This is a genomic window from Sphingorhabdus contaminans, assembly GCF_007280415.1.
Lineage (GTDB): Bacteria > Pseudomonadota > Alphaproteobacteria > Sphingomonadales > Sphingomonadaceae > Sphingorhabdus_B > Sphingorhabdus_B contaminans.
Window position 1 is genome coordinate 1,522,505 of sequence record NZ_VKKU01000002.1, and the last position, 18,968, is coordinate 1,541,472.

18 protein-coding genes are annotated in these 18,968 nt (G+C 57.6%); 16 read left to right on the plus strand and 2 right to left on the minus strand.

The window, feature by feature from the left end; all coding sequences use genetic code 11:
* The first annotated feature begins 8 nt into the window (after positions 1 to 8).
* From FOM92_RS15495 to FOM92_RS15510, 4 genes are read left to right on the plus strand one after another with little or no spacing between them, the layout of a single operon-like run.
* On the plus strand, positions 9 to 1,343 hold the full coding sequence (locus FOM92_RS15495; RefSeq protein ID WP_143777704.1) for an amidase family protein: 1,335 nt from the start codon (positions 9 to 11) through the stop codon (positions 1,341 to 1,343).
* Positions 1,344 to 1,366: 23 nt separating this feature from the next.
* The gene (locus FOM92_RS15500; RefSeq protein WP_143777705.1) at positions 1,367 to 2,764 is read left to right on the plus strand and encodes a cytochrome P450; all 1,398 of its coding nucleotides are present in this window, start codon (positions 1,367 to 1,369) and stop codon (positions 2,762 to 2,764) included.
* Positions 2,764 to 3,096, plus strand: coding sequence for a 2Fe-2S iron-sulfur cluster-binding protein (locus FOM92_RS15505; protein ID WP_143777706.1), 333 nt, complete (start codon positions 2,764 to 2,766; stop codon positions 3,094 to 3,096). Before FOM92_RS15500 ends, FOM92_RS15505 begins: the two co-directional genes overlap by 1 nt.
* Positions 3,097 to 3,098: 2 nt before the next feature.
* Positions 3,099 to 4,523, plus strand: a complete 1,425-nt coding sequence (locus FOM92_RS15510; RefSeq protein WP_143777707.1) for an MBL fold metallo-hydrolase — start codon at positions 3,099 to 3,101, stop codon at positions 4,521 to 4,523.
* Here FOM92_RS15510 and FOM92_RS15515 read toward each other — a convergent pair.
* On the minus strand, positions 4,513 to 5,325 hold the full coding sequence (locus FOM92_RS15515) for a helix-turn-helix domain-containing protein (protein ID WP_246087334.1): 813 nt from the start codon (positions 5,323 to 5,325) through the stop codon (positions 4,513 to 4,515). The genes FOM92_RS15510 and FOM92_RS15515 overlap by 11 nt on opposite strands.
* Positions 5,326 to 5,386: 61 nt before the next feature.
* Between FOM92_RS15515 and FOM92_RS15520 the strand changes: the two genes are divergently transcribed.
* The 4 genes from FOM92_RS15520 to FOM92_RS15535 all read left to right on the plus strand — a co-directional run bounded on the left by FOM92_RS15520 (position 5,387) and on the right by FOM92_RS15535 (position 10,139).
* Entirely contained in the window at positions 5,387 to 7,129 is a 1,743-nt protein-coding gene (locus tag FOM92_RS15520; RefSeq protein WP_143777708.1) for an N-acyl-D-amino-acid deacylase family protein, read from the plus strand.
* 5 nt (positions 7,130 to 7,134) lie between these two features.
* Entirely contained in the window at positions 7,135 to 8,019 is an 885-nt protein-coding gene (locus FOM92_RS15525; protein WP_143777709.1) for a Coq4 family protein, read from the plus strand.
* Positions 8,020 to 8,113: 94 nt separating this feature from the next.
* Complete coding sequence (locus FOM92_RS15530; RefSeq protein WP_170226925.1) at positions 8,114 to 8,872, plus strand: SDR family NAD(P)-dependent oxidoreductase; 759 nt, start codon at positions 8,114 to 8,116, stop codon at positions 8,870 to 8,872.
* Positions 8,865 to 10,139 carry a spinster family MFS transporter gene (locus FOM92_RS15535; RefSeq protein WP_143777710.1) on the plus strand — a complete coding sequence of 425 codons (1,275 nt, stop codon included), beginning with the start codon at positions 8,865 to 8,867 and terminating at the stop codon, positions 10,137 to 10,139. The genes FOM92_RS15530 and FOM92_RS15535 overlap by 8 nt, the downstream gene beginning before the upstream one ends.
* Here FOM92_RS15535 and FOM92_RS15540 read toward each other — a convergent pair.
* Positions 10,136 to 10,918 carry an SDR family NAD(P)-dependent oxidoreductase gene (locus FOM92_RS15540; protein ID WP_143777711.1) on the minus strand — a complete coding sequence of 261 codons (783 nt, stop codon included), beginning with the start codon at positions 10,916 to 10,918 and terminating at the stop codon, positions 10,136 to 10,138. The two genes, FOM92_RS15535 and FOM92_RS15540, sit on opposite strands and share 4 nt — an antisense overlap.
* A 104-nt stretch (positions 10,919 to 11,022) precedes the next feature.
* Here FOM92_RS15540 and FOM92_RS15545 point away from each other — a divergent pair, with 104 nt between their 5' ends.
* From FOM92_RS15545 to FOM92_RS15580, 8 genes are all read left to right on the plus strand, one after another.
* Positions 11,023 to 11,790 (plus strand): SDR family NAD(P)-dependent oxidoreductase, encoded by a 768-nt coding sequence (locus FOM92_RS15545; RefSeq protein ID WP_143777712.1) that lies wholly within the window; start codon positions 11,023 to 11,025, stop codon positions 11,788 to 11,790.
* Positions 11,791 to 11,799: 9 nt separating this feature from the next.
* Complete coding sequence (locus FOM92_RS15550; RefSeq protein WP_143777713.1) at positions 11,800 to 12,732, plus strand: alpha/beta hydrolase; 933 nt, start codon at positions 11,800 to 11,802, stop codon at positions 12,730 to 12,732.
* A complete protein-coding gene (locus FOM92_RS15555; RefSeq protein WP_170226926.1) occupies positions 12,729 to 13,199 on the plus strand; it encodes a nuclear transport factor 2 family protein in 471 nt (156 codons plus the stop codon). Before FOM92_RS15550 ends, FOM92_RS15555 begins: the two co-directional genes overlap by 4 nt.
* Positions 13,199 to 13,939: an SDR family NAD(P)-dependent oxidoreductase gene (locus tag FOM92_RS15560; RefSeq protein WP_143777715.1), complete on the plus strand. Its 741-nt coding sequence runs from the start codon at positions 13,199 to 13,201 to the stop codon at positions 13,937 to 13,939. The genes FOM92_RS15555 and FOM92_RS15560 overlap by 1 nt, the downstream gene beginning before the upstream one ends.
* Before the next feature lie 10 nt (positions 13,940 to 13,949).
* Positions 13,950 to 14,429, plus strand: a complete 480-nt coding sequence (locus tag FOM92_RS15565; protein ID WP_143777716.1) for an Lrp/AsnC family transcriptional regulator — start codon at positions 13,950 to 13,952, stop codon at positions 14,427 to 14,429.
* The gene (locus FOM92_RS15570) at positions 14,426 to 14,917 is read left to right on the plus strand and encodes an Lrp/AsnC family transcriptional regulator (RefSeq protein WP_143777717.1); all 492 of its coding nucleotides are present in this window, start codon (positions 14,426 to 14,428) and stop codon (positions 14,915 to 14,917) included. Before FOM92_RS15565 ends, FOM92_RS15570 begins: the two co-directional genes overlap by 4 nt.
* Positions 14,918 to 15,039: 122 nt before the next feature.
* Positions 15,040 to 16,119 (plus strand): aromatic ring-hydroxylating dioxygenase subunit alpha, encoded by a 1,080-nt coding sequence (locus FOM92_RS15575; protein ID WP_143777718.1) that lies wholly within the window; start codon positions 15,040 to 15,042, stop codon positions 16,117 to 16,119.
* Between the two features lie 177 nt (positions 16,120 to 16,296).
* Positions 16,297 to 18,909: a TonB-dependent receptor gene (locus tag FOM92_RS15580; RefSeq protein ID WP_143777719.1), complete on the plus strand. Its 2,613-nt coding sequence runs from the start codon at positions 16,297 to 16,299 to the stop codon at positions 18,907 to 18,909.
* Positions 18,910 to 18,968 lie beyond the last annotated feature (59 nt).

Here is an 18,968-nt window from a genome sequence, read left to right on the forward strand (position 1 = left end):
GAATGCCGATGCCCGCGCCGCACTTGCACAGGGAACCGACCGCGCTGGAGCTGGCCGGCCAGATTGCGCGCGGGGAGCTAAGCGCTGTTGAAGCGACCGAGGCAGCGATCGACCGGATCGAGAGGCTGGATGGGGCGATCAATGCCGTCGTGGTTCGCGATTTCGATCATGCGCGTGACCAGGCCAAGGCGGCAGATGCACGCCGGGCACAGGGGGCGGCAGGGCCGCTAAATGGCGTTCCTGTTACCGTCAAGGAAAGCTTCAACATTGCAGGGCTGAAAACGACATGGGGCTTTGACCATGCGCGTGACTTCGTGGCGCAGGAAGATGCCCATGCCGTCAAACGGTTGAAATCTGCTGGGGCAATAGTTCTCGGTAAAACCAATGTGCCTGTGGCGCTTGCCGATTTGCAGTCGGTCAATCCGATCTACGGACGCACAAACAATCCCCATGATGTCTCGCGCGTGCCGGGCGGTTCGTCCGGCGGCAGCGCGGCTGCTCTTGCGGCCGGAATGGTTCCGCTCGAATTCGGTTCGGACATAGGCGGGTCCATCCGCACACCATGCCATTTTTGTGGCGTTACCGGATTGAAACCGACCTATGGTGCAATACCGAGTGACGGGCATTTTGCACCCGGTACGTCGGGTGCGCCTTCGGTGCTTTCAATGACAGGTCCAATGGCGCGCTCGGCAGAAGATCTTGCGCTTGCCCTGGATTTGACCTGCACATTACCTCTGCCCCGTCCACGGCACAGGAATTTCAAGGATGTGCGCATTCTGGTGCTCGACACGCATCCGTTGTCGCGGGTGGATACGCCAGTGGCCGATGCATTGCGGTCGGCTGCGGATGCTGCTGCGAATGCGGGTGCACATTTGTCCCACAACAGTCCCCTATTGCCCGACCGTGAAGCGCTGCATCCCGCCTATGTGAAGTTGATGAGCACCACCATGGCTGCTCGCGCACCGCCGACCGAGGAACACCCCGATATTGGTATGCGGGGCTGGATGCGGTTGCTGGATGAACAAGCCGATATGACGAGGCAATGGCAGAGGCTTTTCGAAGATTTCGACGCGATCTTTACGCCGGTTTTCGGAACGTCCGCATTTCCGCACACCGACGAACCCGACTGGCATAACCGCCGTCTGTCCATCAACGGCGTGGAAGCGCCCTTTGTCGACCAGATCGCGTGGATTGGTCCTGCCACCTATGCCGGTTTGCCTGCAGTGTCGGTGCCGGTTGGTAGCGATGGCCATTTGCCCGTCGGCATACAGGTTATCACGCCCCATTGGCACGACCACAGCGCCATCGCACTTTCAGGGATGCTTCACAAAATGCTTGGCTAGACATGTATGAGGAGGAGAGAAAAATGACTGCGGCTACTTTACCACCTATTGATGGCGGTGCGCCATTTCTGGGACATTTGCTTCCTTTTTTCCGCGACCCCGTTGCCGTGCTCCGTCAAGGCTACCACAGCAAGGGCAAGCTGTTTTCATTCGGTATCATGGGCCGCCGGATGAATGTCATGCTCGGACCTGAGCATAACCGTTTTTTCTTTGAAGAAACCGACAAGCTGCTGTCGATCCGGGAATCGATGCCCTTTTTCCTCAAAATGTTTTCACCCGATTTCTACAGCTTTGCCGAAATGGATGAATATCTGCGCCAGCGCGCAGTAATCATGCCGCGTTTCAAAGCAGCGGCGATGAAGCAATATGTGGGTGTCATGGTCGAGGAGAGCCTGAACCTCGTCAACCGGCTGGGGGATGAAGGTGAATTTGACCTGATCCCGACGCTGGGCCCAGTCGTCATGGATATCGCGGCACATAGTTTCATGGGCAAGGAGTTCCACGAAAAGCTGGGCCATGAATTTTTCGATCTGTTTCGTGATTTTTCGGGCGGAATGGAATTTGTGCTGCCGCTGTGGCTGCCGACGCCGAAAATGATCAAGAGCCAGCGTGCCAAGAAGAAATTGCACGCCATTCTGCAAAGCTGGATCGACAAACGAAGGGCGGCGCCGCTTGATCCGCCCGACTTCTTCCAGGGGATGATCGAAAGCAAATATCCCGATGGCCGTCCCATTCCGGACGAACTGATCCGGCACCTGATCCTGTTGCTGGTGTGGGCGGGTCATGAAACGACTGCAGGGCAAGTTAGCTGGGCGCTTGCCGACATATTGCAGAACCGGGACTATGAGAAAGTGCTGCGGGACGAACTGGAACTGGTACTCGGCGGCAGCGACGGCGGCAATCTCGGCTGGGAACAGGCCATAGCGATGCAGAAAATGGACCTTGCCCTGCGCGAAACCGAACGACTGCACCCGGTGGCCTTTATCCTGTCGCGGAAAGCGAACACCGATATTGAACGTGATGGCTATACAATCAAGAAGGGTGATTTCGTCCTTCTTGCCCCTTCGGTCACGCACCGCATGACCGAAACATGGATAGAGCCTGACCGCTACAATCCGGAACGTTTCAACGCGGAACGCGATGATGCACAGATTGAATCCAATTCGCTTGTCGGCTTTGGCGGCGGGGTGCACCGTTGTGCCGGTGTGAACTTCGCGCGGATGGAAATGAAGGTCGTGCTCGCGGTTTTGCTCCAAAACTACGACATGGAACTGCTTGACGAGGTGAAGCCCATCGCCGGTGCGGGCACCTACTGGCCAGCGCAGCCGTGCCGCGTGCGCTATAAAAAGCGGGCGCGCAGCGATGCGAAGGGTGCCGATATGGCCGAAATGGCAAAAGCCGCTGGCTGCCCGGTACACTGATGGCAAAGATCACCTATATCCAGCCTGACGGCAGCGAGCGGACCTGCGTCAATTTCGAGGGCATGACGGTGATGCATCTGGCCATCGGCAATCTCGTCGATGGCATCGACGCCAATTGCGGCGGGATGATGCAATGCGGGACCTGCCACGTCTATATCGCGCCGGAATGGGCAGACCGGGTGGGGCCACCTTCCGCCGATGAAGCGGCCATGCTGGAGGCACTGGACGGTGTCGAAATCCGGCCGACAAGCCGCTTGTCCTGTCAGATCCAGCTCGGGGAGGAACTGGATGGTCTGGTCGTGGAAATTCCGCCGGACCAGCCGGGCATCTGACCATGCGATACCTGCTGTTGCTGCTCGCCCTGATGGCCGCGGGACCGGCCAGGGCGGACGGGTTCACCCCGTCTGCCGAAGACAAGCTGGTGCAGCAGGGCAGGGCGCTGCTCGCCCGCGAATATCCCGAAACCATGCGTCACATGGCGCGTCAGGATGGTTTTGGCGGCCCTTCCTCACCACCTATTGCCCGCGCCATGCTTTCCGACGCGCCGGAACTGGTCGCTGCAGCCAAGGCGAAGATGTCGGTTGAAAAACTAGGCGATCGCATGTGGCTGGTGCGTTTTCCCTATGTGAATGTTGCACTGGTTGAAACGCGGACGGGTCTGCTGCTGTTTGATACCGGCTATGCGGCCATAGGTCCGGCTTTGGTGGAACTGATCCCGACGCTGAGTAAAAAGCCGCTGACGCATATTGTCGTCAGCCATGTTCATGTGGACCATGCCTATGGTTGGCCGGCACTCAAGGCGAAATGGCCCAAGGTGAAAACGATCACCAGCGATCTTTTTCCGGCAATGGCTGCCAAGGAAGTGCGCCTGGGCGGATCGATCGGACGACTGAACAACCAGCCGCTACCTCTTCAACCTTCGACAGTCGACCGCTTGCCCAAGGCCGACATATTCGTCCGCGACCGCCTGTCACTGATGATTGGTGGCGAGCGGTTCGAACTGTTCCATGCGCCCGGGGAAACAGAGGAGCAGATGTGGATGGCGCTGCCCGGTCGCGGTGCAATCTTTACCGCCGATTATTATCAGGGCTTTCTCCCCAATGCCGGAAACGGCAAGCGGATCATGCGCCATGTCGACGAATGGGCGGCGGCGCTGCGGGCGATGGCCGCTTTCAAACCTGCTCTGCTGATGCCGATGCACGGTGCACCTGTCTCGGATGCGGTCGAGGTGAAAAGACGCCTGACTATACTTGCCAAGGCACTCGAGCATGTATCGGCGGAAACGGTTCGGCGCCTGAACGACGGTGAACGGAAGGATGTTATTGCCGCGACCATAGCTTGGCCAAAACGCTTTGCCGAAGAACCCACACTCGATGCCCAGTATAACCGGCCCGAAGATATATCGCGCATGGTGTCGATGCGCTGGACAGGGTGGTGGGATGGTGTCCCCGGACATTTCGCCGCGCTTCCGTTCGAAGCAGAAGCGAAGGAGGCCATTCGCCTGGCTGGCGGGATTGATGCCCTCGACCGACGTGCGCGCGAACTGCTGCCTTCAGATCCGAAGCTGGCCGCCCGGCTCGCCGACTGGGCTTTCTTTGGCGAACCCGAAAACCCTGTCGCGTTGCGCCTGACCGTCGATGTCTACATGGCGCGTCTGGCAGAGCCCGATATGCCGGTGCAGGAAGGGCTGGTCTATTTCGACCAGGCTGCGAAAGCGCGGGCAATGCTGCAGCAGCTTGGCCGCCAACCTAACCCCTGAGACGTTCGAGACCACTCAGGTCCAGCGGACGCATGACCGCCAGCATCGTATACCAGCTTGCCGGCAAGTGGCTTGTTTCACGATCATGTTCGGCCAGTAATTGCACCCGTCGCCGATATTCCTCGATCAATTCGGCCAAGGCAGCTGCACCTTGCGGGGACAGCTTCACAACCTCGGATGCATAGGGCGTTTCGGGGGCGGCAAAATCGATGGCCATGAATTGCGCCTTCATCCGCGTTTCGAACAATTGCCGCATCGGTGCCTTGCGCCAGACGACAGTACGGTCAACCAGCGCCCGCACGCGTCCACCCGACAACCGGTCGATGAGCGCCAGACGCTCCAGCCTTACCAACGCGCCTTCGACCATCGAAATCGGAAGTTCGAAGTCGGCTGCTGTTTCCTCAGGCGGATATCCGGACAATATGGTGAAGAACATCAGCGCCATAAACTCATCGGCCATCAGGGCGCGTTCCTGCGCCAATGTCAGTTCGCGGGCCAGACGGGCGGCGGGGCGTTCGGTCTCACGCACCAGCTCGGAAAGGCTGAGATCGCATAAATCTGCCAGCGCCGTCAGTCGGTCGATTGTCAGAGCTTTCCCGGCCAGCCAGCGTTTCGCCGTAGCCTCCCCGATCTGGAGTTTCTGGGCGATGGTCGCGGCTGTCCATCCTGCCGTTTTCAGATGGCGTTTCAACGCCGCCAGCATCCGCTGGCTTTCGCTTTCGGTTCGCATAATGATACCAAATAGATCGTATAACGATACGAAATCAAGTGAACTGATGGCGTCGACCCATGATTCGGACATATCCTTCTCTCCACAAGGACTCGTGGGCGACCAGCCCCCGTGCAAAAATGAGGAGAGAGATATGCCCGACATGCTGATCAAGAACGGAACCGTTGTCGACGGTACCGGCGCCCCCGCTTTCGCCGCTGACGTTCGCATCAAGGATGGCCTGATCGCCGAAGTAGGCCGCGATCTGCCTTCGCACGGTGAACGCATTGTCGATGCCGATGGTTGCTATGTCGCGCCCGGCTTCATCGAAAGCCACACCCATTATGACGCCAGCATGTGGTGGCAGCCTGATCTCGATCCGCTGCCCGGCTATGGTGCGACGACGATGATTTTGGGCAATTGCGGCTTTTCAATGGCTCCGCTTCACCCGTCCAAACAAGCCCGCGATGAGGTCATGGGAATCTTCTCCTTTTTCGAAGATATCCCCATCGGTCCGTTCCAGCAGAATGTTCCATGGGACTGGACGACCTGGTCCGAATATCGCAAATCCTTTGAAAACAGCGTCAAGGTGCCGCTGAACTATGCCAGCTATGTCGGGCATATCCCGTTGCGTCTGGCGGCGATGGGCATGGACGCCTGGGACCGTGCAGCGACGCCGGAAGAGATTGCCAAAATGGCCGAACTGCTCGACGATGCCCTTGCGGCAGGCGCACTTGGCCTGTCGGACAATATGCACGACCATGACGGCGACAACCGCCCGGTTCCCTCTTTGCTCGCCTGCGATGCGGAATTTTCCGCGCTGTTCGACGTGATGGATCGCTATCCTGCAACCTGTTACCAGATCATCGTCGATACCTTCATGCGGATGAATGGCCCTGCCAACCTGAAACGGCTTGAGAATCTGCTGGCCGGACGCAAAATCCGGGTGCAGATTGCAGGTGGCATTCCGACCCTGTTTTTCCAGGCCGGCATCCTGCCGGAAATGCAGAAAACGATCGACGAGATGCGTGCGGCGGGCATCGATGTCTGGCCGGGCTTCGCCCATGTCTCGCCAACCAGTGTGCTCAGCATCACCAAGTCCCTGATCTTCGCACAATCGAACGATTATGTCTGGCACGAGGTGGTGCTGGCCGAAAGCTACGAGGAAAAGGAGCGTTTGCTGCGCGATCCGGATTGGCGGGCACGCGCCCGCGAAAGCTGGGACACGCAGGCATGGGATCACAGCCCGCTCAAAAATCCGCAGGAACTGCTGTTGCTCGATAGCGAAAATGGCACGGGCCCGATTGGCGGCACGCTCAAGGAATTTGCCGACAGCCGCGGCGTGCATCGCAGTGATGCCATGGCGGACTGGATCTTGGAAAATGGATTGCTTTCCACCGTCCACATGGCGCCGTTCCCCAAAAATGAGGAACTGACCGTTGCGTTGATGCGCGATCCGAAAACAGTCGGAAATATTTCCGATGCTGGTGCCCATCTGCAGATGCTGTGCGGTGGCGGCGAAAACTCCCTCCTGCTCACCAAATATGTGCGTGAGGAAAAGGCGATTACCATCGAGGAAGCCGTCCACATCATGACCGGAAAGCTGGCCGAGCATTTCTTCCTGCACGATCGCGGTGTAATCGCACCGGGCAAGCGGGCAGATATCACCGTGTTCAACCTCGACGAGGTGACGTACCACCCCTTTGAGAAAGCCTGGGATGTGCCTGACGGTAAGGGCGGAAAGACATGGCGGTTCACCCGTAAAGCGGCGCCAATGCGGCTGACATTGGTGAATGGCGAACCTACCTTTGAAAATGGCGCCTATACCGGAGCCAAGCCCGGCCAGTTTCTTTCCCCTGCCAATGATGATGCCCCCGTGGCCATAGCAGCGGAGTAGCGAACATGACCGATGTGAAGGTAGGGGCTGGCGAGCGCGAATATTTCAACGGCAAGATCCGCAAGGTCGAAACCGAAAGTTCGGTGCTAATCAGCTCATCCAAATATCTGAACCATCAGGAACTTCGGCATCTGGTGTCCCAGGAAATGCTTCGGCGCAATGGAGCGGATATGCCCAACACCGCCTTCATCCCCGAAGTGGCGCAGATCTTGATGATGCTGGAGGATTTCCCCCGCATCATCGCGCTGTTCGAACAGGAAAAAGCGCGGCTGCCACAGTTCAGGAAATGGTGCGACGACCGCTCGCTTTCCGATTTCAAAAAGGATGAAGTCAAGGACTGCGCGCCCGGGACATTGGGCGCGGCGCTTTTCGACTTCATGGTCAATTCGGGCTATGAACTGGATATCTTCTACCGTGAAATCCAGGTCGTGAACGATCTGACATTCTATCTTCGCCAGACTGCGCTGACCCATGATATCGAGCATATCGTGACCGGCTTTGGTCCCAATCATGGCGGTGAAATCGCGCTTCTGGTCGGAAATCTGCACGCCAAGGCGCGGTATTTCCATCCGGAACTGGCGGCCTTTTTCAACCGCGTGCCCAGCTATTTACGGGCCAAGACGATCATGAAGGATATGCTGCACTACGCCGAGGGCTATGCGCTCAATCTGGAAGCGGAATATGTCGGTGCTACACAGGCGCGGAACTGGAAATATCCGATCATGCTTGCCGACTGGCGGGCCATGGTCGACTGGCAGATTTCCGACATCCGGGAGGAACTGGGCATCACCCCGGTGCCACCGGCAGGACTGTGGGCAGATACAAATAATCTTGTCGAAGACGCGCTGCATGCTAATGACGATATCGCTTCGGCGGTGGCCGCCGAATAAAGAGCATAATCGCAATTGTCGATTTACAGTGCAAGATAACCTCTATATGCGTAAAATACATATAAACTAATTACGCATATCGAGGGAGAGGGACGTGCGCGGGCTTTCGGGCAAAGTTGGAATTGTCGCCGGCGGCGGTAGGGGTATCGGTGCCGCAACGGCACGGCGTTTGGCCCAGGAAGGCGCGCATGTGGTCATTGGCGACCTGATGGGTGACTGGGCGCGCGAAGTAGCCGAAGATATTGTCGCCCAGGGCGGCAAGGCTGTCGGCGTTGATCTTGATGGCACCAGCGCAGAATCGCAGGCTGCGATTGTCGCCAAGGCAGTGGAGGCCTTTGGCGGACTTGATTTCTACCACAGCAATCTGGCGGGCGGGACGGAAGGCGATATCGATGCGCTCAATTGCCCGGTCGAGGTGCTCGAGAAAAGTTTTGCGATCAATACCAAAAGCCATTTCCTTGCAACGCAGGCAGCCCTGCCGAAAATCATCGAACGGGGTGGTGGTGCAATGATCTATACATCGAGCGGAGCTGCCTCAGGCGGCGCCCCCTGGCAAGTGGCCTATCCCATGACCAAAAATGCCATCCACGCCCTCGCGCGGCATGTTGCCAGCAAATATGGGAAGCAGGGCGTCCGCGCGAATGTGATCTGTCCGGGACTTGTTCTGACCGAAGCCGTTAAACAACATCTGACAGATGAATATGTCGAACGCGGGCTGAAGGCAGTGCCCCATGTGCGTTTGGGGCAACCGGAAGATATTGCCGCGGCAGTCACATTTCTTGCGTCGGAAGATGGCGCCTGGGTCAACGGGCAGGTCTGGCATGTGAACGGCGGAGCACAAATGCGTGACTGAAGTCGCCGCGCCCCGCCTTTCAAACCGCTGGCTTGTCCTGTTCCTGCTGCTGCTGATCTTTATCTTCAACTATGCCGACCGATTTCTGATTTCCGGTCTTGTGGGACCGATCAAGAAAGAGTTCGGGCTGGGCGACGGGTTCATGGGGCTTTTAATGGGGCCCGCTTTCGTTGTGCTCTACGTGCTGGCCGGTATTCCGATCGCGCGGCTGGCCGACCGGTCGTCGCGGGTGATGATCATCTGTATCGGTTGCATAGTCTGGAGCTTGTTTACAGGCCTGACGGGATTGGCCACAGGGCCGGTAACGCTTGCCCTGTGCCGGGTAGGCGTTGGCATTGGTGAGGCGGCATTTGTGGCGCCGGCCTATTCCTTGCTGGCGGATTATTTCAAGCCCGAACGGCGGGGAGTGGCTTTCGCAATATTGGGTCTTGCAACCTATTTCGGCCAGATTGCCGGCTATGCCGGAGGTCCCGCAATTGCGGAAATATACACATGGCACGCCGCCTTTTTTGCCATGGCAGTTCCGGGCTTCGTGCTCGCCGGCTTTGCCTGGCTCTTGATAAAGGAACCCCAAAGGTCTGCGGCAGCGCAGGTGCAGGAGGCACTGGCGCCCATCATCGGGCGGTTGGTAAAGGCGCGAAGTTACATCGCCCTGATGCTTGGCATGGGGCTGGGAACACTTTCGGGCGTGTCCTTCGGCTTTTGGGGGCCAACGCTGTTTGCGCGTAATCATGGTTTGACAGAGTCCGTCGCCAGCAATGCGTTTGCCGCCTATTTTGGGCTAGCGGGTCTGACCGGCATGCTGATCTTTGGCGCGGTATCCGACCGGCTTGCGCGAAAAGGCCCGCATGGACCGCCAAGACTTGCGGCATTTTCTCTTTTCTTCGCGACCTTATGCATCTTGCTGGTCACGTGGAGCAGCAGCTTTGCACAGTCCAAAATGCTCGCCATTCCGTCGGGATTGTTGGGGGGCGGCTGGTCGGTCGGCGTTATGGCGAGTCTGCAATATCTGCTACCCGACCGCTACCGCGCAACCGCCACTGCATCCTTTATCGCGGTCAGCACATTAATGGGCTTTCTTGTGGGGCCGTGGCTGGCCGGGGAAATCAGTGGTGCTTTCGGCAACGATGCCCAATCGTTGCGCATCGGCCTGTCGGTCACGATTCCAGCAGGCTTTATCGCCGCGTTGAGTATGTGGTATGCATCGTCACGGCTCGACGGTGACAATGAAATCCTGCGCCGGTTTGAAAGCGAACGTCCCGATTAGCGCTGCATAGATGGCGGCGCGCCCGGCATCATCGCATAATAGTGACCGGCAACCAGCCCGCCGTCGACAAGCAATTCGGTTCCCATGCAATAGCCGGCATCGTCCGAAGCGAGATAGGCGGCAGCCGCACCAATGTCGTGTGGATCGCCGGCGCGTTGTGCGGGATAAATCTTATATCCCTGGTCGACCACGTCGCGCGGCAGATTGGTGGGATTCGATATCGCCGTGACGATCCCGCCAGGGTGGATCGAATTGACTCTGATGCCGCGATGGCCAAGCTCAAGCGCCAGTGACTTGGTGAAACCGCGAACGCCAAATTTGGAAGCACAATAGGCCGTCAGCGAGTTGGCGCCCACAATGCCATCGGCCGAGCTCATGTTGATGATCGATCCTCCCCCTGCACGTTCGAGAGCCGGAATGGCCGCCTGGGCACCGAACATCGTACCGATCAGGTTGATGTCGATGATGCGCCGGATATCTTCTTCGCTCAAGTCGTCGAGCCGTTTGAAGACCAGTACTCCGGCATTGTTGACAAGGCAGTCGAGCCTGCCGAACCGGGCTTCGGTCGCGGTGATGGCTTCGTCCCACTGGCTGCGGGAAACGACGTCGAGACGGGTGTAGGCTTGCCCCAATTCGTCCGCCAGTGCCTGGCCCTCCTTGTCGAGCACATCGGTGATCATCACCTGAGCGCCTTCCTCCACAAACCGGCGAACAATGCCTTCGCCAATGCCGCGCGCGCCACCGGTAACCAGCGCCACTTTACCCTTTAATCGTTGCATGTGATGTTCCTCTCGATTCTGCGATTTAGCACTGGATTTGCGTTCAACAATACGCAATTATTAGTTTTTGGGCGATGTTAATCGTCAATTGCGAAAGAAAATCCATGTCAAATGACGCACTTTTTCCAAAAGGCGCTGCCCTGGTTGTGGGGGCAAGTGGCGGAATTGGTGGCAAGGTCGCCGAAATTCTCGGGCAAGATGGCAGTGATCTGGCGCTTGTCTACAACCGCAAGGCGGATGCCGCACAGGCCCTTGCCAAAAGCGTTTCGACTGAGAGTAGCGTGCACCGCTGTGACGTAACCGACCCTGCTGCTGTTGCCGCCCTCGTTGACGAAGTTGTTGCGCGGCATGGCCGAATCCATACACTGGTCTGGGCAGCGGGGCCGCTTGTGGACCAGCTCTACCTCTCCGAAACGCCGCTCGAGAAATGGCGCAAGGCATTCGAGGTCGAGGTGCATGGATTTTTCGGGCTTGTCTCCGCCCTGATACCCCACATGCGCGAACAGGGAGGGGGATCCATCGTGCATCTGGGTTCCGCCGGACATTTACGCTGGCCGGATCGCGATGGTCTGTCGGTTGCGCCCAAGGCATCCAACGAAAGCTGGCTGAAGGGTATCGCGCGCGAAGAAGGGCGCCACGGCATCCGCGCCAATTCCGTTCTGGTCGGCGTGATCGATGCCGGCATGTTTCACGACCTGATGGCACAAGGCGCATTTCCTGACGAATGGATTGAAGAGACCCGCAAAATGCTGGCAATCAAACGCTGGGGTCAGCCTGAAGAAATCGGCTATGCGGTGAGCTGGCTTGCATCATCACGGGCCGCCTATGTAACCGGACAGCAGTTGAATGTGTCGGGCGGATTTGGAATTTAGGAGAGAATAATGCCGTTAAACCCCTCTGTCGACGCCCTGTTGCAAATGATGGCGCAGATGCCTGCGCCCGATTTCACCGTGGCCAATCCTGCCGACATTCGCGCGGTCTTTGACAATCCGATGCCACTTGCCGCACCGCCCCAGGTTGCCCGGGTGGAGAATCTGGAGATTTCCCTCGACGGGCGCAATCTGGATGCGCGGCTCTATGTGCCCGAAGGTGCGGGTGAGCGGCCGGCGCTGATCCTATATTATCATGGCGGCGGCTGGGTGATCGGAACATTGGAAACGCACGACGGCACTTGCCGTGCCCTTGCACAAAAAAGTGGCTGCGCCGTTTTGTCGATTGCTTACCGGCTGGCGCCGGAGCATCGCTATCCCACGGCTGCCGAAGACTGCTATGATTCATTGGTCTGGGCGAAGCAAAATGCCGCAAGCCTTGGCGTGGACGGCGAGCGCCTTGCTGTTGCGGGGGATAGTGCAGGCGGCAATCTGGCGGCTGCGGTCGCCATTATGGCACGCGACCGGAACGGCCCACCGCTTCGTCATCAATTGCTGATTTATCCCGTGACCCACAATGATCTGACGCGGGCGTCCTATGCCGAGAATGGCGGTGGTGAATATTATCTGAGCACCGATGGCATGCGCTGGTTCTGGGGCCATTATCTGGGCGATACGACAGCAGAAAATGCGCCGTTTGCCGCCGTTCTGAATGTGGCGGATCTGTCCGGCCTCGCGCCGGCTACGGTTATTACGGCCGAATATGACCCCTTACGCGACGAAGGTATTGCCTATGCCAAGAAGCTTGATGCCGCGGGCGTTCCTGTGGATGCGGCCACGGCACCGGGCATGATCCATGGCTTTTTCAGCATGTTCGAGGCGGTCCCGGATACATGGGAATGGATTGAGCGGGGTGCATCCAATCTAAAAAGAGACCTCGCTTGACGGCCTTTGCCGCCCCGCAGGAATTGCATGATCTGGCGTTTCGCTATGCCCTTGCCGTCGATACACGCGATCCGGCGATGCTGGTATCGATCTTTACTCATGACGGTGTTGTGCGCGGCTATGGCGAAAACCCGATCGAATTTGCAGGGGCCGAGGGTTTGACGCGCATGATCGCGCAGGTGGACGCATCCTTTGACCAGACGATGCATAATGTCTTCAACCAGACTTTTGAACGGGCGGACGACGGCACCGTCAGCGGGCTGACGACCTGCATCGCAAGCCATATGCTCAAGGGCGAAGGTTGCAATCTGCTCGACTTTGCGATGCGCTATCATAACCGTTACGCGCAGGAAGAAGGGCGCTGGAAATTTGCCGAACGGCGGCTTGAGGTGGTCTGGGTCGAAACCCGCCCTGTCCAGAAATTTACCGCCGCGATGATGGCATCGGATTTGAGGGAGTTTCGTTAATGGCCGGACTTGATGGAAAGGTGATCCTGGTCACGGGCGCGGGATCAGGTATCGGGCGGGCAACGGTTGAATTGGTTCGGCAGCAGGGTGCGATCGTTGCGGCGGCGGACCTTGTGGAAATTCCAGGGCTCGGAAACAGCGACAGTGCCCACCAGCTCGACGTCAGCAGCGAATCCCAGACGGCCGAGGTGGTTGCGCAAATCATCGAACGTCACGGCAGGATCGATGGCCTTGCGACCTGTGCCGGTATTTCGGTCGAAGGGTCGGTGACGCAGTTCGTTCTGGACAAATGGCACAAGGCCCTTGCCGTCAACCTGACCGGCACGATGCTGAGCTGCCGCGCCGTCCTGCCGCATATGCTGGCCGCGGGAAGCGGTGCTATCGTGACCGTTGCCAGCATTTACGGGATGACGGGCGGCCCCGGAAACACCCCCTATAACGTGACCAAGGGCGGCGTCCTGCAACTCACCCGCAGTCTTGCGGCAGACTATGGGGCTTCGGGGATCCGGGTAAACGCCGTAAGCCCGGGCTATATTGAAACACCGATGACCAATATGCTCGCCCATGCCGGGCCGATGCGCGATGCCTTTGTGGGGATGCACCTTCTGCAAAGGGCCGGCCAACCTGAAGAGGTGGGCAAAGTCATCCGTTTTCTGCTGTCCGATGAGGCTTCGTTCGTGACCGGAGCCAATATTCCGGTTGACGGCGGCTTTTCAGCCGCGCAGGTGATCCGGGTCTGAAAGGGAAATTATGGCCGACGAATTCATCGCCGACGATATCGACAGGGCTATCGTCGAACAGCTCAGATATAATGGGCGTGCAACCAACCAGCAGATTGCTGACCGGCTCGATCTCACCGCCGCGACCGTGTCCGCGCGCATCCGGCGTATGGAAGATGAAAACAAGCTGCGTGTTGTCGCTGTGTCGGACTTTTCGGCGCACGGCTATAATGTGCTGATGGAAGTCGCGATCGAGGTTGATGGTCGCGCGGCTTCGGAAGTGGCGAAGGAACTTGCCGAGTTTCCGGAAGTGTTCGCCGCCCATCTGGTGACTGGCCGCTACGACATCGACATGCTGGTTGCCCTGCATGACTTTGACGAACTCACCGACCTCATGCTGAACAAATTTTCGAAAGTCCGCGGCATCCGGTCGATGAGCCCGGCCATCGCGGTTGATGTGGTGAAGTATAAATTTGATGTTGCCCCGATCGAGGCGAGGGGGGCAGCATGAGCGCGCCGCTGATCGACGATCTCGACCGCCAGTTGATCGGCATTCTGTCGAACGATGCCCGGGTTTCGAACCGGAAAATTGCCGCAGACCTCGGCGTTACCGAGGGGACTGTGCGTGGCCGCATCAAACGCCTGCAGCAGGATCGCCTGATCGCCTTTACCGCGATCACCAGCTTCGGCCTCGAAAACTCGACCAAGATGGCCTTCATCGGCGTACTGGCCGAAGTGGAAAAGGTGCGCGAAATTGCACAGCAAATCGCCAGCCTGACCTCGGTGAACGGGGTGATGATCACCATGGGCCGTTTCAACATCCTCGCCATTTGCCTGTTCAATGAACTGGATGCCCTCCACACGGTCGCATCCGAACAGATATTGGCAATACCGGGCGTGCACCATGTCGAGACCTCGATTGCGGTAAAGACGGTGAAATATAATGCCCGCGTCGTCCGGATCACGGAGGCAGATCATATCATCGAAACTGATGATTGATCGAAAAATGCGTAATTAATACGGCCTTGAATTACGCATAGTAGTGATATTGGCATATCTATTGCCAAGCATACGCATTTTGCGTTATGCATCCTTGCGCGATTCAAGGAGAGGCATGCGAAATGGCGACGACTGCAGATTATGGGCTCGGCGAATTCACGTTCCCGCGGGGCTGGTTCATGGTGGCCACGTCCGAAGAGGTAACGAACACGCCGATCGGCGTCCGCTATTTCGGTGAGGAACTGGTCCTTTACCGCGGGCATTCCGGGCGGGTCTTTCTGATCGAGGCCTTTTGCCCGCATATGGGGACCCATCTCGCTAAGAACAGCACCTCTTATGTTGTGCGCGACAAGGAACATGTCGAGGGCGACAATATCCGCTGCCCCTATCATGGCTGGCGCTTTGGCCCGGACGGCCGTTGCAACGAAATTCCCTATTCACCGTCACCACCACCCAAGGCGGCGTGTCTGAAAAGCTGGAAAGTGGTCGAAAGAGCGGGCGTCGTCTGGACATGGTATGATGCGGAGAACGGAGAGCCGGATTACGACCTGCCCGCCTTTGAGGCGTTCGACGCGCCCTATTGGGTGAACTGGAAAATCGATTGTCTGGGCACGCTCAATTCCCATCCGCAGGAAGTCGTCGATAACATGACCGACAAGGGCCATCTGGAACCGGTTCATGGTTCGGTCGATATGGTCAGTTTCGAAAATGAATTTGATGGTGTTGTCTGCCGGCAGATACTCGCCGCGGGACATAAGACGCTCGCAGGATCAGGTGCGGAGCCGATGACCAACGATACCTGGTATACCGGCCCCGGTATCCTGCAGTCGGTCATGATCGGGGAGTATCCCTCGCATATGCTGATCGCGCATACTCCGGTCGATGATGGCTCGGTCAAAGTCTGGTACGGCCTGATGGTGAAGGTGAAGAACGAAAAGCCGACAGGCGCCGACATCGCGCTGGCCAAGCAATATGAAGTGGCAGGCGTTGACGCCTTTGCCCAGGATTTCGAAATCTGGGGTAACAAGCGCCCCTGCATCAATCCCATGATGGTCAAGGGCGATGGCCCGTTCGACAAATTGCGGATCTGGTACAAGCAATTCTACAATCCCAGGGCAAGAGCCGGAGAATTCCAGACTCGGGTGAATGGCAAATACACAACCCGGGGGACCGCAACCGCGCCATGGGATGCCGTTGCCTGACAAATGTGCTGATTCTGCCGCTTTGTGTTTCGCAAAGTGGCATGAATATCGTCATATTGTTGCCAAACGCGTAATTTGAATTGACTTTCATTACGCTTTTTGGAAATTAGCGCACAGAGGAAGAGAATGACTGCGAAGATGGATGTCTTTGCAGTCGCGACTTTAGGGGAGGGTTCAATGAAAACATTTAATCGCGTCGCGGTATCCACTTTGTTGGTCGGCGTAAGCATCGCCGGGCTTTCTGTTCCGGCTTTCGCGCAGGACGCCGAAGATAATAATAGCGGTCTTCAGGAAATCGTCGTTACGGCGAACAAACGCTCGGAAAACTTGCAGGAAACACCCATTGCCATTTCGGCGGTCAGTTCCGAGCAATTGGAGCTTCGCGGACTTTCCGAAGTGAAGGACCTGAGCGCAATCGCACCCAACGTGTCCATTCTCGGGGGCACGACCAATGCTACTGCTGCGGTTGTTTCCATCCGCGGGATTCCGACGCCCGCTGACGAAACCCAAGGCTTCGATTCGCCTATCGGATTGTACCAGGACGGTGTCTATCTCGCCCGTTCTTCGGCAGCCTCTTTCGAAGTTGCGGACATTGAACGTGTCGAAGTGTTGCGCGGACCACAAGGGACCCTTTTTGGCCGCAACACGACGGGCGGCGCTATCAACTTCATCACGAAAAAGCCGGATGACGAGGCGAGCCTGCGTCTCAAACTCGGTGTCGGCAATTATGGCCAGCGTCTTGGCCGGTTCGTGCTTAACTCGGGCGACATTGGCGGTGCGCGTATGTCCCTCGGTTACCTGCGTCGTCAGCGCAATGGCGTTGTCGACAACCTTCTGGAACCGAAAGACAGCCGTGATCCCGGCAGCAGCAAGGTCGACTCCGCGCGCTGGGCGATCGAGATCGACGTGACCGATAACATCTCGGTCTATAATGTTCTCGACTGGACCCAGATCAAGGGGCAGCCGCATGTACAGCAACTGGCCGAAGTTGGTCTGGGCGTATTCCGCCCCAATATCGTTTATCAGGGAAATACATTTGCGCAGGTCAATCCCGCGAATGTCGGCGGCTATCTGGCCCAATCGACAATATTGGAACCCGGTTGTTCCAAAACCGTAACGCGTGCGCGTCTTTCCCAAATCTGCAATGAATCCGACGGCCTTTCCACCGACCGCATCTGGGGCAATATGTTCCGCATCGAGGCAGAGACCGATTTTGTAACGCTACGCACAACGACTGCCTATCGCAGCTGGAAAAACCGGATCAACGGCAGCGACCTGGACGGACTTGGTTCCTTGCGTGGTGCATTGTTCAACATTGGCCCGACGAACACGTTGAACGGTTTCCCGGCATCTGTTCTGTCCGGCAACCCGTTGACGGGTTCAGGGCTTGGTCTGCCCGCTGGCACCGCGGCCTTCTTATCCAGTCAGGCCATTCCGCAAATCACGCAGTCGCTCTTTACCGCGACAAATGACCGTCAGCAGGAACAATGGAGTCAGGAAATCGAGCTTGTCTCGAACAATGACGGTCCGTTCCAATGGGTCGTAGGCGGGTTCTTCTTCCGTGAATCAGGTACCGAACGGAACGTCCAGAATTTCGGCTTCGTTCTTGATACCAACCAGGTTGTCTATACGGCTGCCAACTTCGGCGGACTGGCTCCGCTGATCCAGGCCAACAACCCGGCACGCTTCCGCATCATCCCGCAGTCGTCGATCTTGGCTTACAAGGCTGATGGCACGTCCAAGGCTGTTTATGCGCAGGCAAGCTATCGCCCGGGTGGTGAAGATGGCGCCTTTGGCGTCACACTGGGCCTGCGCTATTCCTGGGATGAAAAGGAAGTGCTCCGGACACAGAATGGAGCGGTTCCTTATACCTCGGGAGCGGACAAGGCGTTCAACTATGGCAAGAAGAAGTTCAATGCACCAACAGGGCATCTGACAATTGATTACCGTGCCGGGGACGATATCAACCTTTATGCCCGCGCGGCACGAGGCTATCGCTCAGGTGGTTTCAACCTCCGTCAGGCGACCCATAATGGCAGTGCCGCCGCACCGCCTTTTGGTCTGCGGACCATTCCGCTCACGCCATTTGATGAAGAATTGATCGATTCGTTCGAACTTGGCGCGAAAACGCAATTTGCAGACCGGGTCCGGTTGAATGTTGCGGTGTTCCACAACATCTACAAAGACCAGCTGGCAACCATTCCGGTGCCGATCGTTGGCGGAGGCGGCTTCGGAACGATTACCGTCAATGCGGGTAAAACAACCTACACGGGTATCGAACTTGAGGGTCAGTTCAATCTGACCGACAATTTCTCGATCGATGGAAATCTGGGTTATCTCAAGGTCGACATCAAGAATTTCCCGGGCGCGGATATCACCAATACCACGCGCAACATTGCCGGCCTTCTGAACGGTGCGGGCTCTTATGCACCCAAATGGACCGGTTCCATTGCCGCCAATGTCACTGTTCCGCTGTCCGGCGACACAAAGCTGACCGGCCGGTTGGGGTATAACTACACCTCTGGCTACCAGATGTTCGCCAACCCGCTGACGGCGCCATTCTCCAAGACGACCGAGGGTGATGCCCGCGGCCTTGTCGATGGCCAGATCCGCATCGACGGCATCAAGTTCGGTGGAGCAGGCAATGGTTTCGGGGTAACCTTCTGGGGCAAGAACCTGACGAACAAGGATTATGTCACGCGTTCGGTGGACTTCGGCCAGCTTGGTTTTGCCGGCGTCATCTATGGCGACCCGCGGACATATGGAATGACGCTCGACTTCGAATTCTGATCAGTCGATCCATCGATAAAGAGGCCGGGGTTCGCTCCGGCCTTTTTTTGTCCTGACAA